The organism is Acetobacter sp. KSO5, from assembly GCF_044094635.1.
Taxonomy (GTDB): domain Bacteria; phylum Pseudomonadota; class Alphaproteobacteria; order Acetobacterales; family Acetobacteraceae; genus Acetobacter; species Acetobacter cerevisiae.
In genome coordinates, this window is the sequence record NZ_CP172014.1 from 939,434 (window position 1) to 961,166 (window position 21,733).

A 21,733-nucleotide genomic window follows, 5' to 3' on the forward strand; every position below is an offset into this window, starting at 1 on the left:
ATGACCAGCATTACAGCGTCTTCCGGGCCTGCTGACCCCCGGTTTTTTACGCGGTCTGGTCCGTTTGACGGGCAGGCTCTGGCTGAAGCAGCCGGAGCCACGCTGGTCCCGCCGCGGGAAGGCTCTCTTCCCGCTGAGGGTTATGCCGGCATTGCCCCCTTGCAGGTTGCTGGCGCTCAGCATGTCAGCTTTCTGGATAACCGCCGCTACGCCCATCTTCTGGAAGGCACAAAAGCCGGTCTGGTGATTGTGGCTCCGGCTTTTGCGGATAAGGTTCCGGCGCACTCAGCTGCACTGGTTTCCTCCACGCCGTATCTGGCATGGTCGCGTGTTGCGCGGTTGTTTCACCCCAAGGCACCGGCACAGCCGGGTATTCACCCTCTGGCGGTGGTTGATGCCAGCGCGGTGGTGGATCCCTCTGCTGAAATCGGCCCGTTTGTGGTGGTGGGTGCACGGGCGGAAATTGGCCCGCGCTGCATCATCAATTCTCATGCTGTAGTGGGTGAGGGCGTGGTGCTGGCGGCAGATTGTCGCATTGGCTGCCATGTCACCCTTTCTCACGCCACACTGGGTGAACGGGTGATTATTCTGCCGGGTGCGCGCATCGGGCAGGATGGCTTCGGTTTTGCTGTAGGGCCGAACGGGTTTGAGACGGTGCCGCAACTCGGGCAGGTGGTGCTTGAGCATGATGTTGAGATTGGCGCAAACACCACAATTGATCGCGGTTCTGTGAATGATACCGTGATTGGTGCAGGCTCCCGGCTCGACAATCTGGTTCAGATCGGCCACAACGCCCGGCTTGGACGGTGTTGTATCGTGGTGTCTCAGGCCGGTATTTCGGGCTCCACTGTGCTGGAAGACTATGTGACCGTCGCAGCGCAGGCAGGCCTTATTGGGCATATCCGCATTGGGGCCAAGGCGCGTATTGGAGCGCAATGCGGCGTGATGTCTGATGTTGAGGGCGGCGCTGATGTGATTGGCAGTCCTGCCATGCCGTTCCGGGAGTTTTTCCGGAATGTGGCGGTGTTGCGCAAGCTGTCCAAAAAAGCGTCTGGACCGGCAGAAGGCGGTTCGGGCAAGGGTTGAACAGATACCGGGCGCTGTCCGGCTGAAAAAGGTGGTCTAGGGGACGTGGAGACGAAACAAGAATCGCAGCAGGACGTTCAGACAATCGATGCGATTGACGTCACGCGCATTATGCAAGCGATTCCGCACAGATATCCTTTCCTGCTCATCGACCGGATGGTGGATATCAGGCTCGGGGAAGAAGCAACCGGTATCAAGAATGTCTCGGTTAACGAGCCGTTCTTTCCGGGGCATTTCCCTGTGCGCCCTGTCATGCCCGGTGTGCTGATTGTTGAAGCCATGGCGCAGACAGCGGCCACGCTGGTGGTGCTGACGCTGGGTAAGGCTTTTGAGGGCAAGGTTGTCTATTTCATGACAATCGAGAATGCCAAGTTCCGCAAGCCTGTGGAGCCGGGTGACCAGCTGCGCATCCATGTTGTGAAGGAACGCCACCGCGCCAATGTGTGGAAGTTCCGTGGTGTGGCCAAAGTGGATGGTGTCTCCGTTGCGGAAGCAACGTTCAGCGCCATGATCATGGGTTGAGCCCCCCGTTATTTTTGAGATAATTGTTGCTAAATATCCTGACCTGCCCGGAAAACGCCCGTTTTTTGGGGCAGGTGTTCCCGCAAGCTTATTGTGGCGTACGGGAAGCAGACAGGTGAAAGAGGAGTAGAACTGGTGCATGCAGTAGGAGAAAACGGGGGGGCGCGTGTTCACCCAACCGCCATTGTTGCACCAGAGGCTCAGCTTGGGCGTGGCGTGGTTATCGGTCCGTGGTGTTCCGTTGGCCCGAATGTGGTGATCGAGGACAACGTGGAGCTGATTTCCCACGTTGTGGTGGATGGTCATACGCGCCTTGGCGCGGGATCTCGCTATTTTCCGTTCAGCACCGTCGGCATGGCGCCGCAGGATCTCAAATATAAAGGTGAGCCGACCCGCTGTGAGGTCGGTGCCCGTACGGTGGTGCGTGAGCACGTCACCATCCATCGTGGCACCGCCGTAGGGAGCGGGCTGACGCACATCGGTGACGATGTGCTGATTATGGCCAATGCCCATGTTGCGCATGACTGCACGCTGGGTGACCGGGTGATTATCGTCAATAACGTGGTCATGGGCGGCCATGTGACGATTGAGGATGATGCGCGCGTCATGGGTTCGGCTGCCATTCATCAGTTCGTGCGGATTGGTCACGCGGCGCTGGTTGGCGGCGTGGCTGGTGTGGAAGCGGACGTCATTCCGTATGGCAGCGTGCTGGGGAACCGCGCGCGGCTTGTGGGCCTGCACTGGATCTGGCTGCGCCGGAATGGTGTGCAGTCGGCGGAAATCCACCGGATGCGTAAGGCATTCTTTACCCTGTATCCCAAAGGGGCGTCCGAGGACGGTCCGTTTGCGGCGCGTCTTGAAGTCATGCGGCGCGAGTTTGGGGATGAACCCCGCGTGCGCGAAATTCTTGAGTTTATTGATGCTCCCAGTCGGCGCGGCCTTGTCCGCGTAGCACGTGGAGATTTCAGCACGGCGGAAACCGAGGGCGCGTGAGCGCGCGGCCCGGCGCAGTTGGCATTCTGGCCGGGGGCGGTCCGCTTCCGGCACGCGTGGCCGAAGCTGCTGCGGCAGAAGGGCGACCGGTTTTTATTCTTGGATTTGACGGATTTGCTGAGCCAGAGGTGATCAACCCCTGGCCGCATCAGCTTGTACGCCTTGGCGCTGCCGGACAGATGCTGTCCCTCCTGCGGGCGCATGGGTGCACGGACCTCGTGCTGATTGGTCCTATTCGTCGCCCGTCGCTGCGCAGCCTGTATCCTGACGCCGAAGGCGCGCGCATTCTGGCCCGATTGGGCCGGGCCTTGTTTGCGGGCGATGACGGGCTTCTGGCGGCTCTGGTCCGCATTCTGGGTGAGGAAGGCTTTTGTGTGCGGGGTGCGCACGAATTTCTGTCTCATGCCGTTGTGCCTCCAGGCGTTCTGGGTGCTGTTGCACCAGATGAACAGGCGATGGCCGACATCCGCCGTGGCATTGAGGTTGTGCATGCGCTGGGCCGGATGGATATCGGGCAGGGCTGCGTGGTGCAGAACGGTCTTGTGCTGGCTGTAGAGGCTATGGAGGGCACAGACCGCATGCTGGCCCGTGCTGGCGAGTGTCGGCAGCCGGGCGAGGGCGGGGTGCTGGTCAAGCTCCTCAAGCCGGGGCAGGATAAGCGGGCGGATATGCCCACTATTGGTCCCGCCACCGTGCGAAACGCGCATCTGGCGGGCCTGCGCGGCATTGCGTTTGAGGCCGGGCATACCCTGCTGACAGATCGGGATGCCTGCGTGGCCGAGGCCAATCAGGCAGGATTATTCCTGATTGCGGTAACCCCGGAGCCTCTCACGCGCTAAAAACAAAGCGAAACAGAGGAGAGACTGCGCAATGGCAAGTTACTTGCACACCATGGTCCGGGTGAAAAATCTGGATGACAGTATCGCTTTTTACAAGCTTCTGGGCATGCATGAATTGCGTCGGCGTGAAGTGCCGGACGGTAAATATACCCTCGTCTTTATTGGCTATGCGGATAATGCTGCCGGACAGGCCGAAATCGAACTGACCTATAACTGGGGGCAGGATGATGGCTATGAGGTCGGCACCGGCTTTGGTCATTTTGCCGTTGGCGTGCCCGATGTGGCGGCAGCGGTGGAGAAGGTACGTGCCGGGGGTAGTAAGGTTACGCGGGAGGCTGGTCCGGTCAAATTCGGCACCTCCATCATCGCGTTTGTCGAAGATCCGGACGGCTACAAGATCGAACTGATCCAGCGCCCGGATTAAGGCCTCTCAGGACTGCGGCTTCTGCTTCAGCCGGAGCAGGGCGCGGTCTAGAGACTCGTCAATGGTTTTGACGGCTTTGAGCACCAGCGGGTCCGTGCTGGTGCCGAGCTGTTCAGCCGCCAGCATCGCGGGTGAGAGAATATTCCGGATATCGTGGCGCAGTTTAGGGTCGGGTGTGGGGAGTGAGGTCTGAGGGCGCACTGCCGGACCCGACGGCGGCTGCGAGGCCGTGACCGGGGCTGATCCGGCCGAAGCTTCTGCTGCTGGTCTTGCCGACGCAGTAGGTGCCGTGGAAGGCGCTGAGGATTCAGCAACCCCTGCGAACTGGGCATTAGAGAGCGATTCTGCGGGCTGCCGGGCGGAAATACGCCCCGAATCAGTCGGCGCAGGGTGCCGGAAGCGCGTTCCCAGCCAGGCCCCAACTCCTGCGGTCAGGGCGACGGGCAGCAGGCCGGCAGGGAAGGACAGGCCCAGCAGACCCGCCACCAAAGCCCCCAAAAGAGGCAGGCAGAACAGAAGCAGGACGGTGCTGAGGGGGGATTGAGAGGTGCTCATGGAGGACCAGCCCTTCTTTTGTCGGCACAGAGTGTGCCGGGACTCTGCCGATATGATTGACGTTCTCCTTTCTGAACATTATAAGCCGGCCCTTCAAGACAGGTGGCTTTGGGCTGCCTGCATATCTGTATCAATGAAGGGAGTGCTGCAATGAAGCGCACTTATCAACCGTCCCGGCTGGTCCGCAAGCGTCGCCATGGTTTCCGCTCACGTATGGCAACTGTTGGTGGCCGCAAGATCATCGCCAACCGTCGTTCCAAAGGCCGTAAGCGTCTCTCCGCTTAAGCTTTTTATGGCTTACGGGCATCATGCAACAGCGTGAGCGTCTGGAGGGAGCGGGGGCTGAGCCTGTTCGTTCCCAACGCCTTAAAAAGCGGAAAGAGTTTCTCTTTCTGGCCGCGCGTGGGCGTAAAGCGCCCGTGCGGGGGCTGGTGCTCCAGCTTTTTCAGCGCGCCGACTCCAATGCACCGCGCATTGGCTTTACCGTGACAAAAAAAGTTGGAAACTCCGTGGTCCGCAACCGCGCCCGCCGCAGGCTGCGCGAGGTTGTCCGCATTGTGGAAACTGAAACACCTCTTAACGGCCTTGATCTGGTTCTGATTGGCCGCGCTGCAACCCTGAACCGCTCTTTTGCGGATCTGGTGGCAGATTTTCGCAAAGCCTTGCAGCTGTGTCTTTCTCAGGCTGACCGGAGCGCAAAGCCCGGCCAGAAGTAAGACGTCCGCCTGTCCTACAGGGCAGGAAGATGCTTTCCCGGCTTGCATTCCTGCTCATCCTGCGCTGGAAACCAGAGTGCCGTGAAGACTCCGTGTTTCGCGGTTAAATTATCTGTTCCGTTTCGTGCAGGGGGGCCAGCAGGCCAGCAATGGATACAAGACGTCTGATACTGGCAACACTGCTGTCAGCTGCGGTTCTCATCGGGTTTGATTATTTCTTCCCGCAGGCGCCCAAGGCTCCTGTCACGCAGCAGACCACGCAAAGTGTTTCTGCGCCGCCGTCTGGTGCTGCGCAGCCTTCTTCCACAGCATCCACACAATCCGCAGGCGATGCGGTGAGTGAGACCAACGGGCCGGATGCGCATCTGGCGATTGATGCGCCCGCCGTGCAGGGCTCCATCAATCTGCGCGGTGCGCGGCTGGATGATCTGGTCCTCAAAAAATATCGGGAAACCGTCAAGCCGGACAGCCCGGACGTGCGCGTTCTGGCGGATGGCACGGGCTCCAAGCCGGACTTTATTGATTTCGGCTGGCGTGCTCCGTCCGATGTCTCGGTGCGTCTGCCCGATTCTCGTACGTTGTGGAAAGCGGACAACACGAAGCTGGATTCGGCCCATCCCGTCACCCTCTCATGGGATAACGGGCAGGGCCTGACGTTTGAAATCGCTCTGGCGGTGGATCAGGACTTCATGTTCACCGTCACCCAGCGCGTGCATAACGCCACGGGTCAGGCGGTGGCGCTGTATCCGTACTATCGCGTCAATCGTGGTTACACGCCGGAAACAACAGGCGGCATGCTGGTGCATGAAGGCCCGATTTCCGTTATTGATGGTCGTCTGAACGAAGGCTCTTACAAAGCCCTGCGCAACGACGGCGTGCCGCCGGATAATGTCTCCTGGAGCCATCAGGGCACAGGCGGCTGGGCTGGTATTACCGACAAATACTGGCTGATGGCCGTTCTGCCGGACCAGAGCACACAGGTTGTTGGCGCTTATACCTATCTGCCTGCTCAGCACACCTATCAGGTTGGCTTTACGTCTACCGCTCCGGTGCAGGTTGCTGCGGGCCAGACGGCCTCTTCCGAAGCACATGTGTTTGCCGGTGCGAAGGAAGTGCGTCTGCTGGACCGCTATGAGCACGATCTGCATGTGCCCATGTTCTGGAAAGCAGTGGACTTTGGGTGGCTGGCGTTCCTGACGCGCCCGGTGTTCTTCGTGCTGGACTGGCTCTACACGATGATCGGCAACTTCGGTCTGGCTCTGCTGACCTTTACCGTGATCGTGAAGCTGCTCTTCCTGCCGCTGACCATCAAGCAGATGCGTATGACGTGGAAGACGGCTCGCCTGAAGCCGAAGGTGGACCAGATCCGCGCCCGCTACAAAGACGACCCGATGGCTATGCAGCAGCATATCATGGGCCTGTATCGGGAAGAGGGCGTGAACCTGTTCGGTGGTTTCCTGCCGCTGTTCATTCAGGCTCCGGTGTTCTGGTGTCTGTATAAGGATCTCTACGTCACCATTGAAATGCGCCACGCGCCGTTCTTTGGCTGGATTAAGGATCTGTCCGCACCCGACCCGACGAATGTGTTCAACCTGTTCGGGCTGATTCCGTTTGACCCGGCGCAGGTGCTGTCCATCCTCTCGCTTGGCGCATGGCCGATCCTGTATGGGGCCACCATGTTCCTGATGCAGAAGATCAGCTCCAGCTCCACCAACATGGACCCGGCACAGCAGAAGGTGATGGCCTTCATCCCGCTGGTGTTCACCTTCTTCATGGCGCATCAGCCGGTTGGTCTGGTGATCTACTATGCGTGGAGCAACCTTCTGACCGCGTTGCAGCAGTTCATCATCCTCGGGCGCTTCAAGGCGGCTGACAAAAATGCTGATGCCAAGACGACCGTAGTGAGCAAGCGCTGATGCCTGAAGCCGGAACAGACTTTCGTGAACTGACGAATGACGAGCAGATTGCCGCCGCCCTGGAAGATGGGCGGCGGCTTTTTGCCGGTTCGTGCGACTTCATTTTCGGGGCGCAGAAGCTCGGGCAGCTGCCACCGCAGACGCTGCCGGAAATTGCGTTTGCCGGTCGTTCCAACGTGGGTAAGTCCACGCTGGTTAATGCGCTGACAGGCCGCAAGACGCTGGCCCGTGCGTCCTCCCAGCCGGGCCGCACCAAACAGCTGAACTTTTTTGACCTCGCCCATCGGCTGATGCTGGTGGATATGCCGGGCTACGGCTTTGCCAAGGCGGCGAAGTCGGTCAAGGAAGACTGGCAGGAAATGATGTTTGACTACCTGCGTGGCCGCCCCGGCCTACGGCGGGTGATGCTGCTGCTGGATGCGCGCATTGAAGTCAAACCGCATGATCTGGAAGTGATGAAGCTGCTGGACCGCGCAGCCGTCAGCTTTCAGGTGGTGCTGACCAAGTGTGATGCCGTCAAGCCGACGGCTCTGGCCCGCAAGGAAGAAGAGGTTCTGGCTCTGACCAAACGCCACCCTGCGGCGTGCCCCTTCCTTTCCGTGACCAGCAGCGAGACCGGGCTGGGCATTGAGCAGCTGCGCGCAGAACTTGCGGCGTTTGCTCTGCCGCCGCAATAACCCCCCGGCAGGATTATCGAGCAGGATTTTCAGCCCATGACCGACCCTTCTTCCTCATTGCCTGATCTGCACCATGAAGCCGCAGTGCTGGCCAGTGCCCTGCCGTATCTGCGGCGGTATGCGGGTGACACCATTGTGGTCAAATATGGTGGACACGCCATGGGGGACCCGGAACTGGCCCTGACATTCGGGCGGGATATTGCCCTGCTCAAGCTGGTCGGCATCAATCCGGTTGTCGTGCATGGCGGTGGCCCGCAGATCAACCAGATGCTGAAGCGGCTGGATATCAGCTCCACCTTTGTGGATGGCCTGCGCGTCACGGATGCCAACATGGTTGATGTGATCGAAATGGTGCTGGCTGGTTCCGTGAATAAGGAAGTCGCGGAACTCATCAGTCAGGCCGGTGCGCTGGCAGTGGGCATTTCCGGCAAGGACGGCAAGCTGATTACCGCCCGCAAGCTGGCCCGCACCGTGCGTGACCCGGACAGCCAGATTGAGCGTGTGCTGGATCTGGGGTTTGTGGGTGAGCCGGTGAAGGTGGATCCGCGGGTGATTTACGCTCTGTCCGGCTCCGGCCTGATTCCGGTGATTGCGCCGGTTGGTCTGGGTGAAGACGGTGCGACCTACAACATCAATGCCGATACCGCAGCCGGTGCTGTGGCCGGGGCCGTGCATGCCACGCGCCTGCTGATGCTGACGGACGTGCCCGGTGTGCTGGATAAAGATGGCAACCTGATCCCCGAACTGACGGCGGAACAGGCACGTCAGGCCATTGCGGATGGCGTGATTACCGGCGGCATGATCCCCAAAGTGGAAACCTGCATTCAGGCCGTGCAGGCCGGGGCGCGGGCTGCCGTCATCATCAATGGCCGCACGCCGCATGCCTGTTTGCTGGAACTGTTTACGGCCTCTGGTTCCGGCACGTTGATCCGCGCGGACTAATTGCTGTTTTGAAACCTGCCGCCCGCACGGTGGATCAGAGCCCGATTCTGAACCGTGCTGATGGCAGGTGTCCGGCACCGGCGCGTTGACAGGAGCGTGCCCTGTCCGCATGGTTCCTTCCTCTTTTTGCCGGTCGGTGGCGCTGCCCCGGCCCTGTTCTCCATCCTGTCTGACGGTGTCTCATGACTGAAGAAACTCTCCGCGCTCAAATTGAAACTCTGTGGGAAGCTCGTGACCGGATTTCCTCCGCCACGACGGGTGACGATCGCAAGGCGATTGAAACCGCTCTCGAGGCGCTGGATTCCGGGCGTCTGCGCGTTGCAGCTCCCAGCGAAAATGGCTGGGTGGTGCATGAATGGCTGAAAAAGGCCGTTCTGCTTTCTTTCCGTCTGAATGACAGCATTGTCATGCCGGGTGCTGCTGCGGGCGGCCCGGCGTTTGACAAGGTTCCTGTCAAGTTTCAGGGCTGGGATCAGGCCCGTTTTGAAAAAGCCGGCTTCCGCGTAGTGCCGGGTGCCATGGTGCGTTACTCAGCCTACATCGCGCCCGGTGCGGTGCTGATGCCGAGCTTTGTGAACGTGGGCGCCCATGTGGGCAGCGGCACCATGGTGGATACCTGGGCGACCGTTGGCAGCTGTGCGCAGATTGGCAGCAACTGCCACATCAGCGGCGGTGCTGGTATTGGCGGTGTTCTGGAACCGCTGCAGGCGGCTCCGGTCATTATTGAAGATAACTGCTTTATCGGTGCGCGCTCCGAAGTGGCGGAAGGCGTGATTGTGGAGCGCGGTTCCGTGCTGTCCATGGGCGTTTTCCTTGGCGCGTCCACCAAGATTGTGGACCGTGCAACGGGTGAAATCTTCATGGGTCGCGTTCCGGCCTATTCCGTTGTGGTGCCGGGCACGCTGCCGTCTTCTAAGCCGGTTGGCCCCGATGGTCGCCCGAACCCCAATCTGGCCTGCGCCGTGATTGTGAAGCGGGTGGACGAGCGCACACGCTCCAAGACCTCCATTAACGACCTGCTGCGCGACTAAGCAGAGGGAACCTCGGGCAGACACGCAATGACATATTCAGCGCCGGACCAGACCCTTCCAACCGGACCCCAGACCGGGCTTTTGCCCGTGCTGACAGACCCGGTGGCGGTGACGCAGGCGCTGATCCGTCATGCCTCTGTCTCGCCCGATCCCGGTCCTGCTCAGCAGACTCTGGCGGCCATGCTGGAGGCGCTGGGCTTTACCGTGGTGTCTCTTCCCTATGGGGACGGGGCAGAACGCACGCCCAACCTGTTTGCGCGGCTGGGCAGGGCTGGGCCGCACATCTGTTTTGCGGGCCATACCGATGTTGTGCCGCCGGGTGCGGAGAGTGCGTGGACGCATCCGCCTTATGCGGCGGAAATTTCTGATGGCATTCTGTTCGGCCGGGGCGCGTGTGACATGAAGGGCGGCATTGCCGCGTTTGTCTCCGCCGTGGCGCGATGCGTGGAGCAGGGCGGTGTGCCCGGTTCCATCAGTCTGCTGATTACCGGCGATGAAGAAGGCCCCGCCACCTACGGCACCTGCAAGGTGCTGGAATGGATGGCGGAGAAAGACCAGATCCCGGATTATTGCGTGGTGGGTGAGCCGACCAATCCCGCCGCCATGGGTGATATGATCAAGATCGGCCGCCGGGGCAGCCTGAACGCGCATATTGTGGTGGAGGGCGTGCAGGGCCATGTGGCCTATCCGCATCGCGCCGATAACCCGGTGCATAAACTGCTGAGCGTGCTGACGGCCCTGCGGGAGACGCCGCTGGACAATGGCTCCGAGTGGTTTGAACCGTCCAGCCTGCAAATTACCAGCATGGATGTGGGCAACACGGCGACCAATCTCATTCCGGCCACGGCGGAAGCCCGGCTGAATATCCGGTTTAATGACCTGCATACGGGGGCTGGCCTGAAAGGCTGGCTGGAAACCATTTGCCGCCAGCATGCGCCCACGGCGCGGGTGAGTGTGCGGATTAGCGGGGAATCGTTCCTCACGGCACCGGGGCCGGCGACGGACCATCTGGTGCAGGCTGTGCAGACTGTCACGGGGCGCACGCCCAAGCTGGATACCGGGGGCGGCACGTCTGACGCCCGCTTTATTGCAAATTATTGTCCGGTGGCCGAATTTGGGCTCGTCGGGGCCAGCATCCATAAGGTGGATGAACACACCACACTGGCCGATCTGGAAACATTGACGGTGATTTACAAGACCTTTCTGGAAGGGGTCATGGCGTGATTTCAAGTTCGGGTTCTGGCAAGCAGGGTAACGGTCGCAGAATTTTGCAGGGTATGCTGCTGCTGGCCAGCGGGCGGCGTGAAGGTATTGCGTGCTTTCAGGGCACGCCGGATTCCTTTGGCGCGGCACTGGCGCCGCAGCTGGCACTGCTGCTGGTCGGCCTGTTTCAGGCGGCCATGCAGCCGGATAAGGCACTGGGCTTTACCAAGCTTCTGCTGTCTCTCTGCGTGGTGCTGCTGCCAGCTGTTGTCTCCCAGTTTTATGCCCATAAATGGGGGCGGGATGCGCTCTGGATGCGCTACATCACGGCGGCCACATGGTGCGGCTGGGTGGTGGTGCTCATTTCTCTGGTGGCCACAGTTCTGGCGGGCCTGCTATTCCCGCCGCTGCTGCATCAGCCGGGGTTCATGGCTTCCCTGATGGTCACGGTTTCCATCTATGAGATGTGGCTGCAATGGTATGTGGCCCGCGTCGGGCTTGGACTGACCCGGAGCCGTGCGCTGCTGCTGTATGTTTCGGTTCTGGCTGTCACACTGGTTCTCTATGGCCTCGCCGCGTTGCTGCCGCCGCATTACATCGTGATGCAGGATCTGCTTCAGCCGATGATTGCGGTCAAACCGTCTCACTAAACAAGGCGGTTTGCGCGTTGGAGCGACGAGGCTCTGTTTCGAGAAAGCCTGTGCTGGTTTGAGATATTTTCTCTCAGACTGCACAGGCTTTTTTTATGGTGTGAGGTGCTGGGTTACGGATCATAGGCTGGCTCACTGGCTCACTGGCTCACTGGCTCACTGGCTCACTGGCTCAGCGCGAAGAGCGCCTTTATCCCCGGTCTTATCGGAGATGCACGACGTCCAGCAGCAGCAGGCTCAGCACGCCAAGCCCGGCCAGTGAGAGGACGACCGCCGTTGTTACGCGGCTCCCGGCTTTGGTCACGGTTCGGGCATCGACGCCAAGCCCGAGGGCGGCCATGGAGATGACGGTCAGCACCGTGGCGACCTGATTGATTGGCGCAATCCATCCGGCAGGCACCAGACCGAAGGTGCGGCAGAGCATGAGGGCCAGAAAGCCCAGAATGAACCACGGCACGAACTGCGCAAAACCGGCCCGTTTGGGGGTGGCAGGCCCGGCGGTGATGTCACTCCCATCAGGCTTTTCCGGGGGGAGTTTGGGGGCGAGGAGGGAGAGGGCAAAACAGACCGGCCCTAGCATGAGCACCCGCACCAGTTTGACCACGGTGCCCATCTGCACCGCCAGCGTGCCAAGCGGCAAGGTGGCGGCCAGAACCTGCGGCACGGCATAGACCGTCATCCCGGCAAAGATACCAAAGGAGATGCCCGTCATACCCGCCGCAATGCCCAGCACTGGCAGACCAAGCACTACGACTACGCCCAGCACAGCAGTAAAGGCGATGGAGGCGGCCACATCCTTGGCGTCTGCCCGGATCACGGGGGCGACGGCGGCAATGGCGGAATTCCCGCAAATGGCATTGCCGCAAGCCACCAGCAGGGCCATGCGGGGCGGCAGGCCCAGCAGCGTGCCAATGCCAAAGCTGACCAGAATGGCAGCGGCGACAACCGCAGCAATGCCCACCAGCAACACAGGCCCAAGAGAGACAACGCTGGCAGCACTTATGGACACGCCCAACAGGACCACGGAAATTTCAAGCAGCGTGCGTGCGCTAAAACAGATGCCCGCCTGCCAGCCGGCGTCCGGCGACCACAGGCTCCGCACGCAGGTGCCCAGCAGAATGGCCAGCACAAGGGCTTCCAGCCACGCCTTGCCAAATAACAGCACTTCGATTGATTGAAGGGCGTAGGCGGCAGCGGTAATCGCCACGCATAAACCAATGCCCGGCAGCAGAGTGCGAGCGGTGTGCAGCAGGGAAAAATTGGCGGGTTTCGTCATCTCGATGTCCTTCTGCCGTTTGATCTAGGCGCAGAAGATCAATCAATCCAACGCATTGTTTTTCTTATTCCAATTAGTAAAAGTGATGAATAAGGGAGCGGATTGGCATGACACTGGAACAGCTTCGTATTTTTTTGTGTGTGGCCGAGCGTGAGCACATGACGGAGGCCGCCCGGGCTCTGCATGTCACGCAGTCTGCTGTTTCGGCGGCTATTGCCGCTTTGGAGGCCCGGCACGGGGTCCGGCTGTTTCATCGGGTGGGGCGAGGCATTGTGCTGACGGAAGCCGGAACGCTGTTTCTGGCTGAAGCCCGCATCATTCTGGACCGTGTGCAGGCGGCGGAAGCCATGCTGGATGATCTGAGCGGTTTGAAGCGCGGGACCCTGCGCGTGGTGGCCAGCCAGACCATTGCGGCTTACTGGTTGCCGCCGCTGCTGGCGGCCTTCCGCGAGCGTTTCCCGCATATCGAAATCGTGCTGGAAATTGGCAACACCCAGCAGGTGGCCGCACATGTGCAAGCGGGGCAGTCTGACCTTGGGATTGTGGAAGGCAAGGTAGATAATCCAGTTCTGGCGCAGTGGCCCATTGCGCAGGATCAGCTGGTGCTGGTGCAGTCCACACCGTTTGATGCACGAAGCTGCACGGCCAAAGCGTTGCAAAAAGCCCGCTGGATTATGCGGGAGCAAGGCTCTGGCACGCGGTCCACGCTGGATGACTGTTTGCGGCAGATTGGCGTGAAACCGGAAACTCTGCATGAGGCACTTGTGCTGCCCTCCAACGAGAGTGTGCGCACGGCAGTGGAAGCCGGAGCGGGGATTGCGGGCCTGTCCTCACTGGTGGTGGCCCCGGCTCTGGCGGCGAGAACACTGCATGCGGCCCCGGTGACCTTTGGCCCGCGCGTGTTCTTCGGCTTGCGGCACAAGGAACGGTACCGCAGTCACGCCGTTGAGGCTCTGACGGATTTTATTGCTCAGCGTTCGGCGGACTGAAGAGAGATGCACCTTCCTGAACAACTCGGCCTGACAGTTCCGGTCTTTCAGGCTCCGATGGCCGGCGTGTCCACGCCAGCGCTTGCGGCGGAGGTCTCCAACGCGGGCGGGTTGGGCGCACTGGGGCTGGGGGCGACAAAGCCTGAGCAGGCACGTGCATTGATTGCGGAGGTGCGGGCCAGAACGGACCGGCCCTTTAACGTCAATCTGTTCGTGCATTCCACGCCCAAAGCGGACGCGGAGCGTGAGGCGCGCTGGCTGGACTGGCTGAAGCCTGTTTTTGCAGAGTACGACGAGATACCCCCGGAAAAACTGTCTTCACCCTACACAAGTTTTCTGGATGACCCGGCGATGCTGGCGCTCCTGCTGGAGGTCAAACCGCCCGTCATCAGCTTCCATTTCGGGTTACCTCCTGCTGAGTGTGTGACGGCCCTCAAACAAACAGGCGCGGTGCTTCTGGCGACTGTCACCAGCCCTGCCGAGGCACTGTCGGCAGAAGCTGCCGGGATGGATGCGGTGATGGCGCAGGGTATCGAGGCCGGAGGGCATCGGGGCATGTTTGACCCGTATGCGCCGGATGATGCGCTGGGCACGTTCCCGCTGGTCCGTCTGCTCAGCCGCCAGTGTCATGGGCCGGTTATTGCCGCTGGGGGCATTATGGACGGGGCCGGGCTGGCGGCCGCGCTGGATCTGGGGGCCGTGGCGGCGCAAATGGGCACGGCATTTCTGCTTTGCCCGGAAACGGGGTTGGATGAGGCGTATCGAAAAGCTCTGATGGGACAGGCGGCTTTTCATACCCGCATGGTCAGCCTGATTTCCGGTCGGCCCGCGCGAGGGCTATCCAACCGGTTTACTGCGTTGGCTGATCGCCCCGATGCACCGCCTTGCCCGGATTACCCCATTGCGTATGATGCCGGGAAGGCTCTGGCCAAAGCGGCCCGAACCCACGGGGAGGCAGGCTTTGGCGCACACTGGGCCGGGCAGGGGGCACCGCTGGCCCGCGCTCTGCCTGCGCCCCGGTTGGTTCGGGAAATTCAGGCGGAATACACGGAAATTCTGAAACAGCGGTCGCGCCAGATTAAGCGCGCGGGACTGGTTTGATGACTGCCGGAAGTAATGTTCTACAGAGTGCCAGTGCCAGTGCCAGTGCCAGTGCCAGTGCCAGTGCCAGTGCCAGTGCCAGTGTTAGTATGAGGCTGGCGGGTTCGCAAACGGATCAGGATTATAGCCTACGCCGGTCAGATACAGGCCTTCTGCCGGGGCGGTAGGGCCTCCGGCGGTGCGGGAGCGGGCGTCCAGCGCTGCGGTGATGCGTTCCGGGTCCCAGCGTTCTCTGCCAACAAGAACCAGCGTGCCCACCATGTTTCGTACCTGATGGTGCAGAAAGGAGCGGGCGCGGGTGCGGATATGCACTTCCTCCCCCACACGCTCTACCGTCAGGCTGTCCAGCGTACGGACCGGGTTTCTGGCCTGACAGGCGGCAGCCCGGAAGGACGTAAAATCATGCGTGCCCACAAGCCTGTCTGCACCTTCGCGCATTCGGTCCAGATTCAGCCGGGCGCGCACATGCCACATATGGGTGGCTCCAAGGGCCGGGGGCGAGGGGCGGTTGATAATGCGGTAGAGGTAGGAGCGCCATGTGGCGGAAAACCGCGCGCTCCATTTCTCCGTCACCAGTGCCGCCTGCAGCACGGCAACAGGGTGGGGTTTCAGATGGTAGCTCAGCCCGTCACGCACAATATGCGGGGCAAGGTTCATATCTGCGGGGAAGTCCAGATGCGCGACCTGCCCCAGTGCATGCACGCCCGCATCCGTCCGCCCTGCGGTAATGCTGGAGACGCGCCGCCCATTAGCCATGCGGGTGGCGGCTGCTTCCAGCAGGCCCTGCACGGAAGTGCCCACACTCTGCTTCTGCCAGCCGACCAGACCGGTGCCGTCATATTCGATTTTGACAGCCCAGCGCTGGAATGCCTGCTCGGTCTGGGCATCCTTATGGGGATCAGACGGAAAAACAGGCGAGGGTTCGGAGAGAAACGACGGCAGCTCGGTCATTCGGCGTCGGGTGCGGCTGGCGGCGTGTGATACAGGCGCGTGCCTGCGGGCATGGGCTGGCCGCGCAGGAAGGCATCAGCATCCATCATGCCACGACCGGGCTTTTGCAGGCGGGTCAGGCGGAGAGCGCCGTCTCCACACGCAATGGTCAGGGCATCATCCAGCGCGGTGCCGGGGGTAGCGGTGTGCTTGCGGTCGGGCAGCGGGGTGGCCGCACCAATTTTCAGCACGGTGCCATCGGCCTGCACGGTAAAGGTGCCGGGCCAGGGGGTGAGGGCACGAATGCGCAGGTCCAGTGCCGCAGCAGACTGGGACCAGTCCAGACGGCCATCTTCACGCGTCAGCATCGGGGCGTAGGTCACGCCGTCTTCCGGCTGCGGCGTGGGGGCGGGGCGTTCGGCCAGCACACGCACGGCCAGTTGCCCGCCAATAGCACTTAGCGCGTCATGCAGGCTGGTGGCAGTGGTCTCGGCGGTAATGGGCACGGCCTCACGCAGCAGCATGGGACCAGTATCAAGGCCCGCTTCCATCTGCATGATGGTCACGCCACTTTCTGTATCACCTGCCAGAATGGAGCTCTGGATGGGGGAGGCTCCGCGCCAGCGCGGCAACAGGCTGGCATGGATGTTCAGGCAGCCAAGGCGCGGCGCGTCCAGCATGACCTGTGGCAGAATGAGACCATAGGCGGCCACAATGGCGGCATCGGCCTCAAGGGCAGCAAAGGCGGCCCATTCTTCCTCATTTTTACGCAGCTTTTCGGGGTGACGCACCGGCAGGCCGAGGGCTTCCGCCGCCTGCTGCACGGGCGAGGCCCGCAGCGCCTTGCCCCGGCCAGCGGGGCGCGGGGGCTGGGAATACACGGCGACAATCTCGTGCCCTGCGGCATGGAGGGCGTGCAGGGCAGGCACCGCAAAATCCGGTGTGCCCATAAAGATAAGGCGCATGGTATCCAGCCCTCCGGCTTATTTCCGCTTCTGTTCCTTGGCCAGCCGCCGCAGGATCATATTGCGGCGCAGCACGGAGAGGTGATCCACGAACAGGATGCCTTCCAGATGGTCAATTTCATGCTGCATGCAGGTGGCCAGCAGGCCGTCCACTTCACGCTCCATCACATCGCCACCCACAGTGCGCCACTGCACGCGCACCTTTTCCGGGCGGGTGACTTCCGCATACTGGTTGGGCAGGGAAAGGCAGCCTTCCTCCCGCGCGGCCAGTGTTTCCGTCTCCGCAATCACCTCCGGGTTGATCATCACGATCGGCTCGCGGGCATCTTCTTCACCCAGATCAACCAGCGCAAAACGCAGGCCGAGGCCCACCTGCGGGGCGGCCAGCCCGATGCCGGGGGCGGCATACATGGCGGAAAACATGCTGGGCAGAACCCGGCGGATGTCCGCCATATCTTCCGGTTTTACCTCACGCGTCTTGCGCCGCAGCACGGCATGCGGGGCAATGAGAATGGGCATAGGAGCGGCATCTGCCGCCGCAGCGGAAAAAGCTGCATCTGTCATGGCTGCGTCTGTCATACGCCCGATTTAACCTCCCGCGCCCGGCTACGCCAGAGGGAGATGGCGCTGATGACACAAAAACCGTGGGAAATATGCCGCACTCGGCCTCTGTTATGGGGTGCAAACCCGCCGGAGTGGCTGTTTCAGGCATGCGTGGGCTTCCGTGCAGTCTTGCGTTTGGCCGGGTGTCTCCCATATCGTGAGGAAAGCCGGGTGCCATGAAGGGCCCGGTTTCTGTCTCGCTCAGAAAGGGGAGGCTTTATGTCTGGCAGAGTATTCGGTTCACCCATGTTCCTAGGTTTTGACCATCTTGAGCAGATGCTCGAACGGGCCAGCAAGGGGAACGGGGATGGGTACCCACCCTATAATATTGAACAGATTGCCCCCAACGGGCTGCGGATTACGCTGGCGGTCGCCGGGTTCCGGATGGATGACCTCCAGATTACGCAGGAAGACAATCAGCTGGTGATCCGTGGCCGGCAGGTGGAAGACGGTGAAGAGCATGTCTATCTGCATCGCGGCATTGCCTCCCGCCAGTTCCAGAAGGCGTTTGTGCTGGCTGAGGGGATAGAGATTGGCGGGGCCTGGCTGGATAATGGCCTGCTGCATATTGATCTGTTCCGCCCGCAGCCGGAAGTGCGCGTCAAGCGGATTGAGATCATGCAGCCCGGCACCCCGAAAAGTGCAGCAGCCTCGGCCAGCGGGCTGAAGCCGCGCACCTCCCGTATGTTGCATACGGTGGTGGAGGACTGAAAAGCCCGGCTCAGGACGGGTGGGGATCTTTCCCCGCCAGCCTGCGTTGGCGTTATAGATACGGAAAGGAGACACCATGAGAGTCACGACCCGGAACGGACGTGTTGTTCTTATGCCCGATGAGTCGGATAAACCGTTGGATGTCCATCAGCTTTCCGAAAATCAGTTTCGGTCTCTGGGGGTTGCCAATGTCGCCTATGTGCGCCCGGCTCTGACAGAAGATGGCGAGGAAGGCTGCGCCATCCATGCTGCCGATGGCTCACCGCTGGCGGTGGTGGATGATCTGGAAACCGCGTGGGGGGTTATCCTCCAGCACGACATGGTGCCAGCCAGCCTTCAGTAAACCTTCGGGCAAGACCAGCTTATGAAAAACCCTGCCACATACGGGAGAAAATTTCCGTCGTGTGGCAGGGCATTTTTTTGAGCAAAAGGGTGAGGACGTCCTTCAGGACGGCCCCGTATCCACCCAGCCGATATTCCCGTCATCACGCCGGTAAACCAGATTGATCTGCTGATTTTTGCGGTTACGGAACAGCAGAATGCTGCACGCGGCGAGATCCAGCCGCATGACGGCCTCACTCACGCTCAGGGTCGGAATGTCGGTGGTGTGTTCCGCAATAATGGCGGCGTAGGTTTCGGCTTCTGCCGTGGCTTCATGGTCCACACCATTGTCCTGCTGGGCTTTGCCGTTTGCAGCGGGTGGGGTGGATTTGAGCACATAGGAGCGCCCGGTTTCAGGCGGGGCCTCGGCCGTTTTGGTGGCGCGGGCGTGAGAGGTGACGCGGCGATGGTAGCGGCGCAGGCGTTTGGCAATATGCTCGGCAGCGTCATCAAACGCGGCGTTCGCGTCTGCGGCCTCGCCCTCACCGCGCAGGGTCAGGCCACGGCCTGCATGCACGTTGATATCACAGGTGAAGAAGGAACGGGCTTTACTGAAAGTCACATTGGCTTCCAGCGCCTTGTCAAAATATCGTTCTGCAAGGCCGCCCAGGTGAGCATTGACCCGGTGCTTGAGCGCATCGGACAGAGCAATCTGTTTACCGGAAACATGAATATGCATCGGACGTCGTTCCTCGCTGGTTAAGAGCAGGACCGTCTTTGCCTGAGCGCGGAGCCGTAACAGATGCAGCCCTCTCTCAGGCGCAGGCGGCTTAACTCGTCAGGCACGGGGATGACTCCCTCATGCCTGCCTGTATTTGGGCATGGTTAGCGGGCGTCTGTCTACGGCTTTGTGACAGTTTTAATATAGGAACCAACGCGACTATTCTGGCGTTATAGCGGCCGCGTTGAGGGCAGACTCTGAAAAAACCGTCTCTTTCGGGGTTGCTGAGCCGGAAAGCTGGCGCATACAACACAAGACAGAGTTGCAAGCCAGACAGGATGCCATGCTTTTAAGATCCAGCCCGCCCGTCAACATGCCCAAAATGCGCCACAAGTGGCGGGCCAAAGTCGCGATCCTGCTGGTGTTGCTGGCCGCTTACGGCAGCATCATGTGGTACATGACGCACTATAAGCCGCCGATGGAGAAAGTGGTTATTCCGGTAGAGGTGGTGAAGCAGAAGCCCAAGGCTGATGCTGCCCGCCTGCCTGTGCCGCCCATTGAACTGGAGCCCGCACCGCCTGTGCCGGAGATGGCCCCGCCACAACTGGTGATAAAAGGGCGGCGTTAGAGCGAGAAGCTCTCGCCCAGATACACACGGCGCACGTCTTCATGCGCCACAATTTCTTCCGGCACACCCTGCATCAGCACCTGCCCGCTGTGCATGATGTAGGCGCGGTCAATGACTTCCAGCGTCTCACGCACGTTATGGTCGGTAATCAGCACGCCAATGCCACGGTCTTTGAGGTGCGAGACGAGGTCTCGGATTTCGCCCACCGCAATGGGGTCAATCCCGGCCAGCGGTTCATCCAGCAGGATGTAATGCGGCTGGCTGGCCAGTGCGCGGGCAATTTCCAGACGCCGCCGTTCACCGCCTGAAAGGGCGAGGGAGGGGGAGCGGCGCAGGTGGGAGATGCCGAATTCGCTCAGCAGGCCATCCAGCATCACTTCCCGCTGGTCCGGGTCACGCTCCACCACTTCCAGTGCGGCCATAATGTTCTGTTCAACATTCAGGCCACGGAAAATACTGGCTTCCTGCGGCAGATACCCAATGCCCAGCCGCGCGCGGCGATACATGGGGAGTTGGGTGATGTCTGCACCATCCAGCGTGATGGAGCCGGTATCAGGCTGCACAAGGCCCACAATCATATAAAAGCTGGTGGTTTTCCCGGCCCCGTTTGGCCCGAGCAGGCCAACGGCCTCGCCCCGATGCACCTCGATGGAGACGTTCTTCACCACCTCGCGCTTTTTGTAGGATTTGCCTATACCGTTGGCAAACAGGCCATGGCCGGGCGCGTGCGGGGCGTTCGGGTTGGTTGGTTCAGGACCCGGCCCGATGACCTGATCTTCCACCGTTTCTTCCGAAGTCCAGCTGATCTCCTGCGTCATCCGTTATTTCCTGTCCGATGAGTCGCCACTGTTGGGCACAACCAGACCGCTCACGCGGCTGCCCGGGCGTTCTGTCATGGTTGCCAGACCTGTATGCATGTTGATGATAGCCGCAGCGCCCTGGATCTGGTTCGGCCCACGGGTGATGTGCACATTCCCCACAATGCGGGCAATACCGGTATCCGGCACATACACCCCCCGGTCCCCGGTGACGGTTTCCGTCTGGGTGCGGACCCACACATGGCCAAACGCGTTGACCTTTTCCAGCTTGCCAGAACCATTGGCCAGCGGGTCAGACGAGTTCTGGTTTGCGTCTTTCTTCTGGTCTGCTGGCTGGGCAGACTGATCCGGCGGAGCGCTGTAGCCCACCAGCACATCCGCACGAATCTGCCGGTTGTCGTTTGTTGTCACAGTCGCATTGCCGCGCCCGATGGAAATGCGCTGCTGCGAGTAATATTCCATGGAATCCCGCGCCGTCAGGATATCCTGCGGGGTGGTCAGTTTCAGCGCCTTACCGGTCATCACCAGTACGGCCTGATCCATGTCATACACGGCCTTATCGCCCCAGCCCTGATCGGTCTGGGTGTAGATATGAACGTGGCCGACGGCTTCCAGTCGATAAATTTCGTTCGCACCGGAGGAATCCGGGTCACCGCCCTCGGTTTTGCCGTCCGCAGGCTTGGCGTCTGCCGGGGCAGGCGTGCTGGCAGGGGTGGGAGGCTGGCCGGTTGGGGCTGCGGCGTCTGACCCCGGTTTGGCGCTGGCTGTTGTGCCGGTAACCGCCCCTGCCGGAGCGTCACCCTGCGCGGGAGCAGGCGTGCCGTCGGGGGCGGCCTTCTTGCGGTAATAGGCAATCAGCTTGTCCGCCGTCACCGTTACGTCACCGCGCACGGCCTTGGCCTGATCATACGCCGTGACTTTTTTCTGGTTCTGGTCCCAGTCAAACCCACCGGCCGCGGTGACGGTAATCTGGCCGCCATGCGAGAGGTCAATGGACTGCGCGTGCGCCGTGCCACAGAAGAGGGCCGCCAGCAGCGGGAGTGCAGCAAGCCCGAAAGCAGGAGCCAGCACCGGGCGGCGCAGGCCGCGCAGGCGGGAGGATAAGGTCAGGAGCAT

Annotated in this window: 26 protein-coding genes; 18 read left to right on the forward strand and 8 right to left on the reverse strand. The window is 61.1% G+C overall.

The genetic code is table 11. The features are described from left to right. The 5 genes from lpxD to gloA all read left to right on the forward strand — a co-directional run bounded on the left by lpxD (position 1) and on the right by gloA (position 3,864). Positions 1-1,086 carry a UDP-3-O-(3-hydroxymyristoyl)glucosamine N-acyltransferase gene (gene lpxD / locus ACHQGU_RS04290; RefSeq protein WP_395495983.1) on the forward strand — a complete coding sequence of 362 codons (1,086 nt, stop codon included), beginning with the start codon at positions 1-3 and terminating at the stop codon, positions 1,084-1,086. A 111-nt stretch (positions 1,087-1,197) separates the two neighbouring features. Then, on the forward strand, positions 1,198-1,608 hold the full coding sequence (gene fabZ, locus ACHQGU_RS04295) for a 3-hydroxyacyl-ACP dehydratase FabZ (RefSeq protein WP_061507841.1): 411 nt from the start codon (positions 1,198-1,200) through the stop codon (positions 1,606-1,608). 135 nt (positions 1,609-1,743) lie between these two features. Further along, positions 1,744-2,601, forward strand: coding sequence for an acyl-ACP--UDP-N-acetylglucosamine O-acyltransferase (gene lpxA / locus ACHQGU_RS04300; protein WP_062140515.1), 858 nt, complete (start codon positions 1,744-1,746; stop codon positions 2,599-2,601). Continuing rightward, positions 2,598-3,440 carry an LpxI family protein gene (locus tag ACHQGU_RS04305; protein ID WP_395495984.1) on the forward strand — a complete coding sequence of 281 codons (843 nt, stop codon included), beginning with the start codon at positions 2,598-2,600 and terminating at the stop codon, positions 3,438-3,440. The genes lpxA and ACHQGU_RS04305 overlap by 4 nt, the downstream gene beginning before the upstream one ends. Before the next feature lie 31 nt (positions 3,441-3,471). Then, on the forward strand, positions 3,472-3,864 hold the full coding sequence (gloA, locus tag ACHQGU_RS04310) for a lactoylglutathione lyase (RefSeq protein WP_395495985.1): 393 nt from the start codon (positions 3,472-3,474) through the stop codon (positions 3,862-3,864). A 6-nt stretch (positions 3,865-3,870) separates the two neighbouring features. On the opposite strand, the gene ACHQGU_RS04315 is transcribed toward gloA, so the two are convergent. After that, positions 3,871-4,419, reverse strand: a complete 549-nt coding sequence (locus ACHQGU_RS04315) for a hypothetical protein (RefSeq protein ID WP_395495986.1) — start codon at positions 4,417-4,419, stop codon at positions 3,871-3,873. A gap of 150 nt (positions 4,420-4,569) precedes the next feature. On the opposite strand from ACHQGU_RS04315, the gene rpmH reads away from it, so the two are divergent. From rpmH to ACHQGU_RS04355, 8 genes are all read left to right on the forward strand, one after another. Then, entirely contained in the window at positions 4,570-4,704 is a 135-nt protein-coding gene (rpmH, locus tag ACHQGU_RS04320) for a 50S ribosomal protein L34 (protein ID WP_043553126.1), read from the forward strand. Positions 4,705-4,727: 23 nt separating this feature from the next. Beyond that, positions 4,728-5,135: a ribonuclease P protein component gene (gene rnpA / locus ACHQGU_RS04325; RefSeq protein WP_061507818.1), complete on the forward strand. Its 408-nt coding sequence runs from the start codon at positions 4,728-4,730 to the stop codon at positions 5,133-5,135. Between the two features lie 149 nt (positions 5,136-5,284). Next, positions 5,285-7,051 (forward strand): membrane protein insertase YidC, encoded by a 1,767-nt coding sequence (gene yidC / locus ACHQGU_RS04330; RefSeq protein ID WP_395495987.1) that lies wholly within the window; start codon positions 5,285-5,287, stop codon positions 7,049-7,051. After that, on the forward strand, positions 7,051-7,728 hold the full coding sequence (gene yihA, locus ACHQGU_RS04335; RefSeq protein ID WP_373687478.1) for a ribosome biogenesis GTP-binding protein YihA/YsxC: 678 nt from the start codon (positions 7,051-7,053) through the stop codon (positions 7,726-7,728). Before yidC ends, yihA begins: the two co-directional genes overlap by 1 nt. A gap of 36 nt (positions 7,729-7,764) precedes the next feature. Next, the gene (gene argB / locus ACHQGU_RS04340; protein WP_043551936.1) at positions 7,765-8,670 is read left to right on the forward strand and encodes an acetylglutamate kinase; all 906 of its coding nucleotides are present in this window, start codon (positions 7,765-7,767) and stop codon (positions 8,668-8,670) included. A 182-nt stretch (positions 8,671-8,852) separates the two neighbouring features. Beyond that, a complete protein-coding gene (dapD, locus tag ACHQGU_RS04345) occupies positions 8,853-9,701 on the forward strand; it encodes a 2,3,4,5-tetrahydropyridine-2,6-dicarboxylate N-succinyltransferase (protein ID WP_395495988.1) in 849 nt (282 codons plus the stop codon). 27 nt (positions 9,702-9,728) lie between these two features. Next, complete coding sequence (gene dapE / locus ACHQGU_RS04350; RefSeq protein WP_395495989.1) at positions 9,729-10,925, forward strand: succinyl-diaminopimelate desuccinylase; 1,197 nt, start codon at positions 9,729-9,731, stop codon at positions 10,923-10,925. Further along, on the forward strand, positions 10,922-11,554 hold the full coding sequence (locus tag ACHQGU_RS04355; RefSeq protein WP_231874902.1) for a hypothetical protein: 633 nt from the start codon (positions 10,922-10,924) through the stop codon (positions 11,552-11,554). Before dapE ends, ACHQGU_RS04355 begins: the two co-directional genes overlap by 4 nt. Positions 11,555-11,756: 202 nt before the next feature. Here ACHQGU_RS04355 and ACHQGU_RS04360 read toward each other — a convergent pair whose 3' ends face one another. Next, a complete protein-coding gene (locus ACHQGU_RS04360; protein ID WP_395495990.1) occupies positions 11,757-12,830 on the reverse strand; it encodes a YeiH family protein in 1,074 nt (357 codons plus the stop codon). A gap of 107 nt (positions 12,831-12,937) precedes the next feature. On the opposite strand from ACHQGU_RS04360, the gene ACHQGU_RS04365 reads away from it, so the two are divergent. After that, positions 12,938-13,819 carry a LysR family transcriptional regulator gene (locus tag ACHQGU_RS04365; protein WP_215754949.1) on the forward strand — a complete coding sequence of 294 codons (882 nt, stop codon included), beginning with the start codon at positions 12,938-12,940 and terminating at the stop codon, positions 13,817-13,819. Positions 13,820-13,825: 6 nt separating this feature from the next. Next, complete coding sequence (locus ACHQGU_RS04370; RefSeq protein ID WP_395495991.1) at positions 13,826-14,920, forward strand: NAD(P)H-dependent flavin oxidoreductase; 1,095 nt, start codon at positions 13,826-13,828, stop codon at positions 14,918-14,920. An 84-nt stretch (positions 14,921-15,004) separates the two neighbouring features. On the opposite strand, the gene truA is transcribed toward ACHQGU_RS04370, so the two are convergent. The 3 genes from truA to def are packed head-to-tail and all read right to left on the reverse strand — an operon-like array spanning position 15,005 to position 17,394. Beyond that, positions 15,005-15,871, reverse strand: coding sequence for a tRNA pseudouridine(38-40) synthase TruA (truA, locus tag ACHQGU_RS04375; RefSeq protein WP_082779502.1), 867 nt, complete (start codon positions 15,869-15,871; stop codon positions 15,005-15,007). Next, the gene (gene fmt / locus ACHQGU_RS04380; RefSeq protein WP_395495992.1) at positions 15,868-16,815 is read right to left on the reverse strand and encodes a methionyl-tRNA formyltransferase; all 948 of its coding nucleotides are present in this window, start codon (positions 16,813-16,815) and stop codon (positions 15,868-15,870) included. Before fmt ends, truA begins: the two co-directional genes overlap by 4 nt. Positions 16,816-16,833: 18 nt before the next feature. Then, a complete protein-coding gene (def, locus tag ACHQGU_RS04385) occupies positions 16,834-17,394 on the reverse strand; it encodes a peptide deformylase (protein WP_179193742.1) in 561 nt (186 codons plus the stop codon). A 243-nt stretch (positions 17,395-17,637) separates the two neighbouring features. Between def and ACHQGU_RS04390 the strand changes: the two genes are divergently transcribed. Beyond that, the gene (locus ACHQGU_RS04390) at positions 17,638-18,129 is read left to right on the forward strand and encodes an Hsp20 family protein (RefSeq protein ID WP_062140536.1); all 492 of its coding nucleotides are present in this window, start codon (positions 17,638-17,640) and stop codon (positions 18,127-18,129) included. A 112-nt stretch (positions 18,130-18,241) separates the two neighbouring features. Further along, a complete protein-coding gene (locus ACHQGU_RS04395; RefSeq protein ID WP_373270297.1) occupies positions 18,242-18,472 on the forward strand; it encodes a DUF1150 family protein in 231 nt (76 codons plus the stop codon). Positions 18,473-18,574: 102 nt separating this feature from the next. On the opposite strand, the gene hpf is transcribed toward ACHQGU_RS04395, so the two are convergent. Beyond that, a complete protein-coding gene (gene hpf, locus ACHQGU_RS04400; protein ID WP_062140540.1) occupies positions 18,575-19,189 on the reverse strand; it encodes a ribosome hibernation-promoting factor, HPF/YfiA family in 615 nt (204 codons plus the stop codon). Positions 19,190-19,514: 325 nt separating this feature from the next. On the opposite strand from hpf, the gene ACHQGU_RS04405 reads away from it, so the two are divergent. Further along, entirely contained in the window at positions 19,515-19,799 is a 285-nt protein-coding gene (locus tag ACHQGU_RS04405) for a hypothetical protein (RefSeq protein WP_156474594.1), read from the forward strand. On the opposite strand, the gene lptB is transcribed toward ACHQGU_RS04405, so the two are convergent. After that, positions 19,796-20,617 (reverse strand): LPS export ABC transporter ATP-binding protein, encoded by an 822-nt coding sequence (gene lptB, locus ACHQGU_RS04410; protein ID WP_156470178.1) that lies wholly within the window; start codon positions 20,615-20,617, stop codon positions 19,796-19,798. The two genes, ACHQGU_RS04405 and lptB, sit on opposite strands and share 4 nt — an antisense overlap. Before the next feature lie 3 nt (positions 20,618-20,620). Continuing rightward, positions 20,621-21,733 carry an LptA/OstA family protein gene (locus ACHQGU_RS04415; RefSeq protein WP_395495993.1) on the reverse strand — a complete coding sequence of 371 codons (1,113 nt, stop codon included), beginning with the start codon at positions 21,731-21,733 and terminating at the stop codon, positions 20,621-20,623.

Bases quoted from the DNA above. Each gene is read 5' to 3' on its own strand.
- lpxD (WP_395495983.1), top strand. From the start codon at position 1: ATGACCAGCATTACAGCGTCTTCCGGGCCTGCTGACCCCCGGTTTTTT.
- fabZ (WP_061507841.1), top strand. From the start codon at position 1,198: ATGCAAGCGATTCCGCACAGATATCCTTTCCTGCTCATCGACCGGATG.
- gloA (WP_395495985.1), top strand. From the start codon at position 3,472: ATGGCAAGTTACTTGCACACCATGGTCCGGGTGAAAAATCTGGATGAC.
- ACHQGU_RS04315 (WP_395495986.1), bottom strand. From the start codon at position 4,419: ATGAGCACCTCTCAATCCCCCCTCAGCACCGTCCTGCTTCTGTTCTGC.
- rpmH (WP_043553126.1), top strand. From the start codon at position 4,570: ATGAAGCGCACTTATCAACCGTCCCGGCTGGTCCGCAAGCGTCGCCAT.
- rnpA (WP_061507818.1), top strand. From the start codon at position 4,728: ATGCAACAGCGTGAGCGTCTGGAGGGAGCGGGGGCTGAGCCTGTTCGT.
- yidC (WP_395495987.1), top strand. From the start codon at position 5,285: ATGGATACAAGACGTCTGATACTGGCAACACTGCTGTCAGCTGCGGTT.
- yihA (WP_373687478.1), top strand. From the start codon at position 7,051: ATGCCTGAAGCCGGAACAGACTTTCGTGAACTGACGAATGACGAGCAG.
- argB (WP_043551936.1), top strand. From the start codon at position 7,765: ATGACCGACCCTTCTTCCTCATTGCCTGATCTGCACCATGAAGCCGCA.
- dapD (WP_395495988.1), top strand. From the start codon at position 8,853: ATGACTGAAGAAACTCTCCGCGCTCAAATTGAAACTCTGTGGGAAGCT.
- dapE (WP_395495989.1), top strand. From the start codon at position 9,729: ATGACATATTCAGCGCCGGACCAGACCCTTCCAACCGGACCCCAGACC.
- ACHQGU_RS04360 (WP_395495990.1), bottom strand. From the start codon at position 12,830: ATGACGAAACCCGCCAATTTTTCCCTGCTGCACACCGCTCGCACTCTG.
- ACHQGU_RS04365 (WP_215754949.1), top strand. From the start codon at position 12,938: ATGACACTGGAACAGCTTCGTATTTTTTTGTGTGTGGCCGAGCGTGAG.
- ACHQGU_RS04370 (WP_395495991.1), top strand. From the start codon at position 13,826: ATGCACCTTCCTGAACAACTCGGCCTGACAGTTCCGGTCTTTCAGGCT.
- truA (WP_082779502.1), bottom strand. From the start codon at position 15,871: ATGACCGAGCTGCCGTCGTTTCTCTCCGAACCCTCGCCTGTTTTTCCG.
- fmt (WP_395495992.1), bottom strand. From the start codon at position 16,815: ATGCGCCTTATCTTTATGGGCACACCGGATTTTGCGGTGCCTGCCCTG.
- def (WP_179193742.1), bottom strand. From the start codon at position 17,394: ATGACAGACGCAGCCATGACAGATGCAGCTTTTTCCGCTGCGGCGGCA.
- ACHQGU_RS04390 (WP_062140536.1), top strand. From the start codon at position 17,638: ATGTCTGGCAGAGTATTCGGTTCACCCATGTTCCTAGGTTTTGACCAT.
- ACHQGU_RS04395 (WP_373270297.1), top strand. From the start codon at position 18,242: ATGCCCGATGAGTCGGATAAACCGTTGGATGTCCATCAGCTTTCCGAA.
- hpf (WP_062140540.1), bottom strand. From the start codon at position 19,189: ATGCATATTCATGTTTCCGGTAAACAGATTGCTCTGTCCGATGCGCTC.
- ACHQGU_RS04405 (WP_156474594.1), top strand. From the start codon at position 19,515: ATGCTTTTAAGATCCAGCCCGCCCGTCAACATGCCCAAAATGCGCCAC.
- lptB (WP_156470178.1), bottom strand. From the start codon at position 20,617: ATGACGCAGGAGATCAGCTGGACTTCGGAAGAAACGGTGGAAGATCAG.
- ACHQGU_RS04415 (WP_395495993.1), bottom strand. From the start codon at position 21,733: ATGCTCCTGACCTTATCCTCCCGCCTGCGCGGCCTGCGCCGCCCGGTG.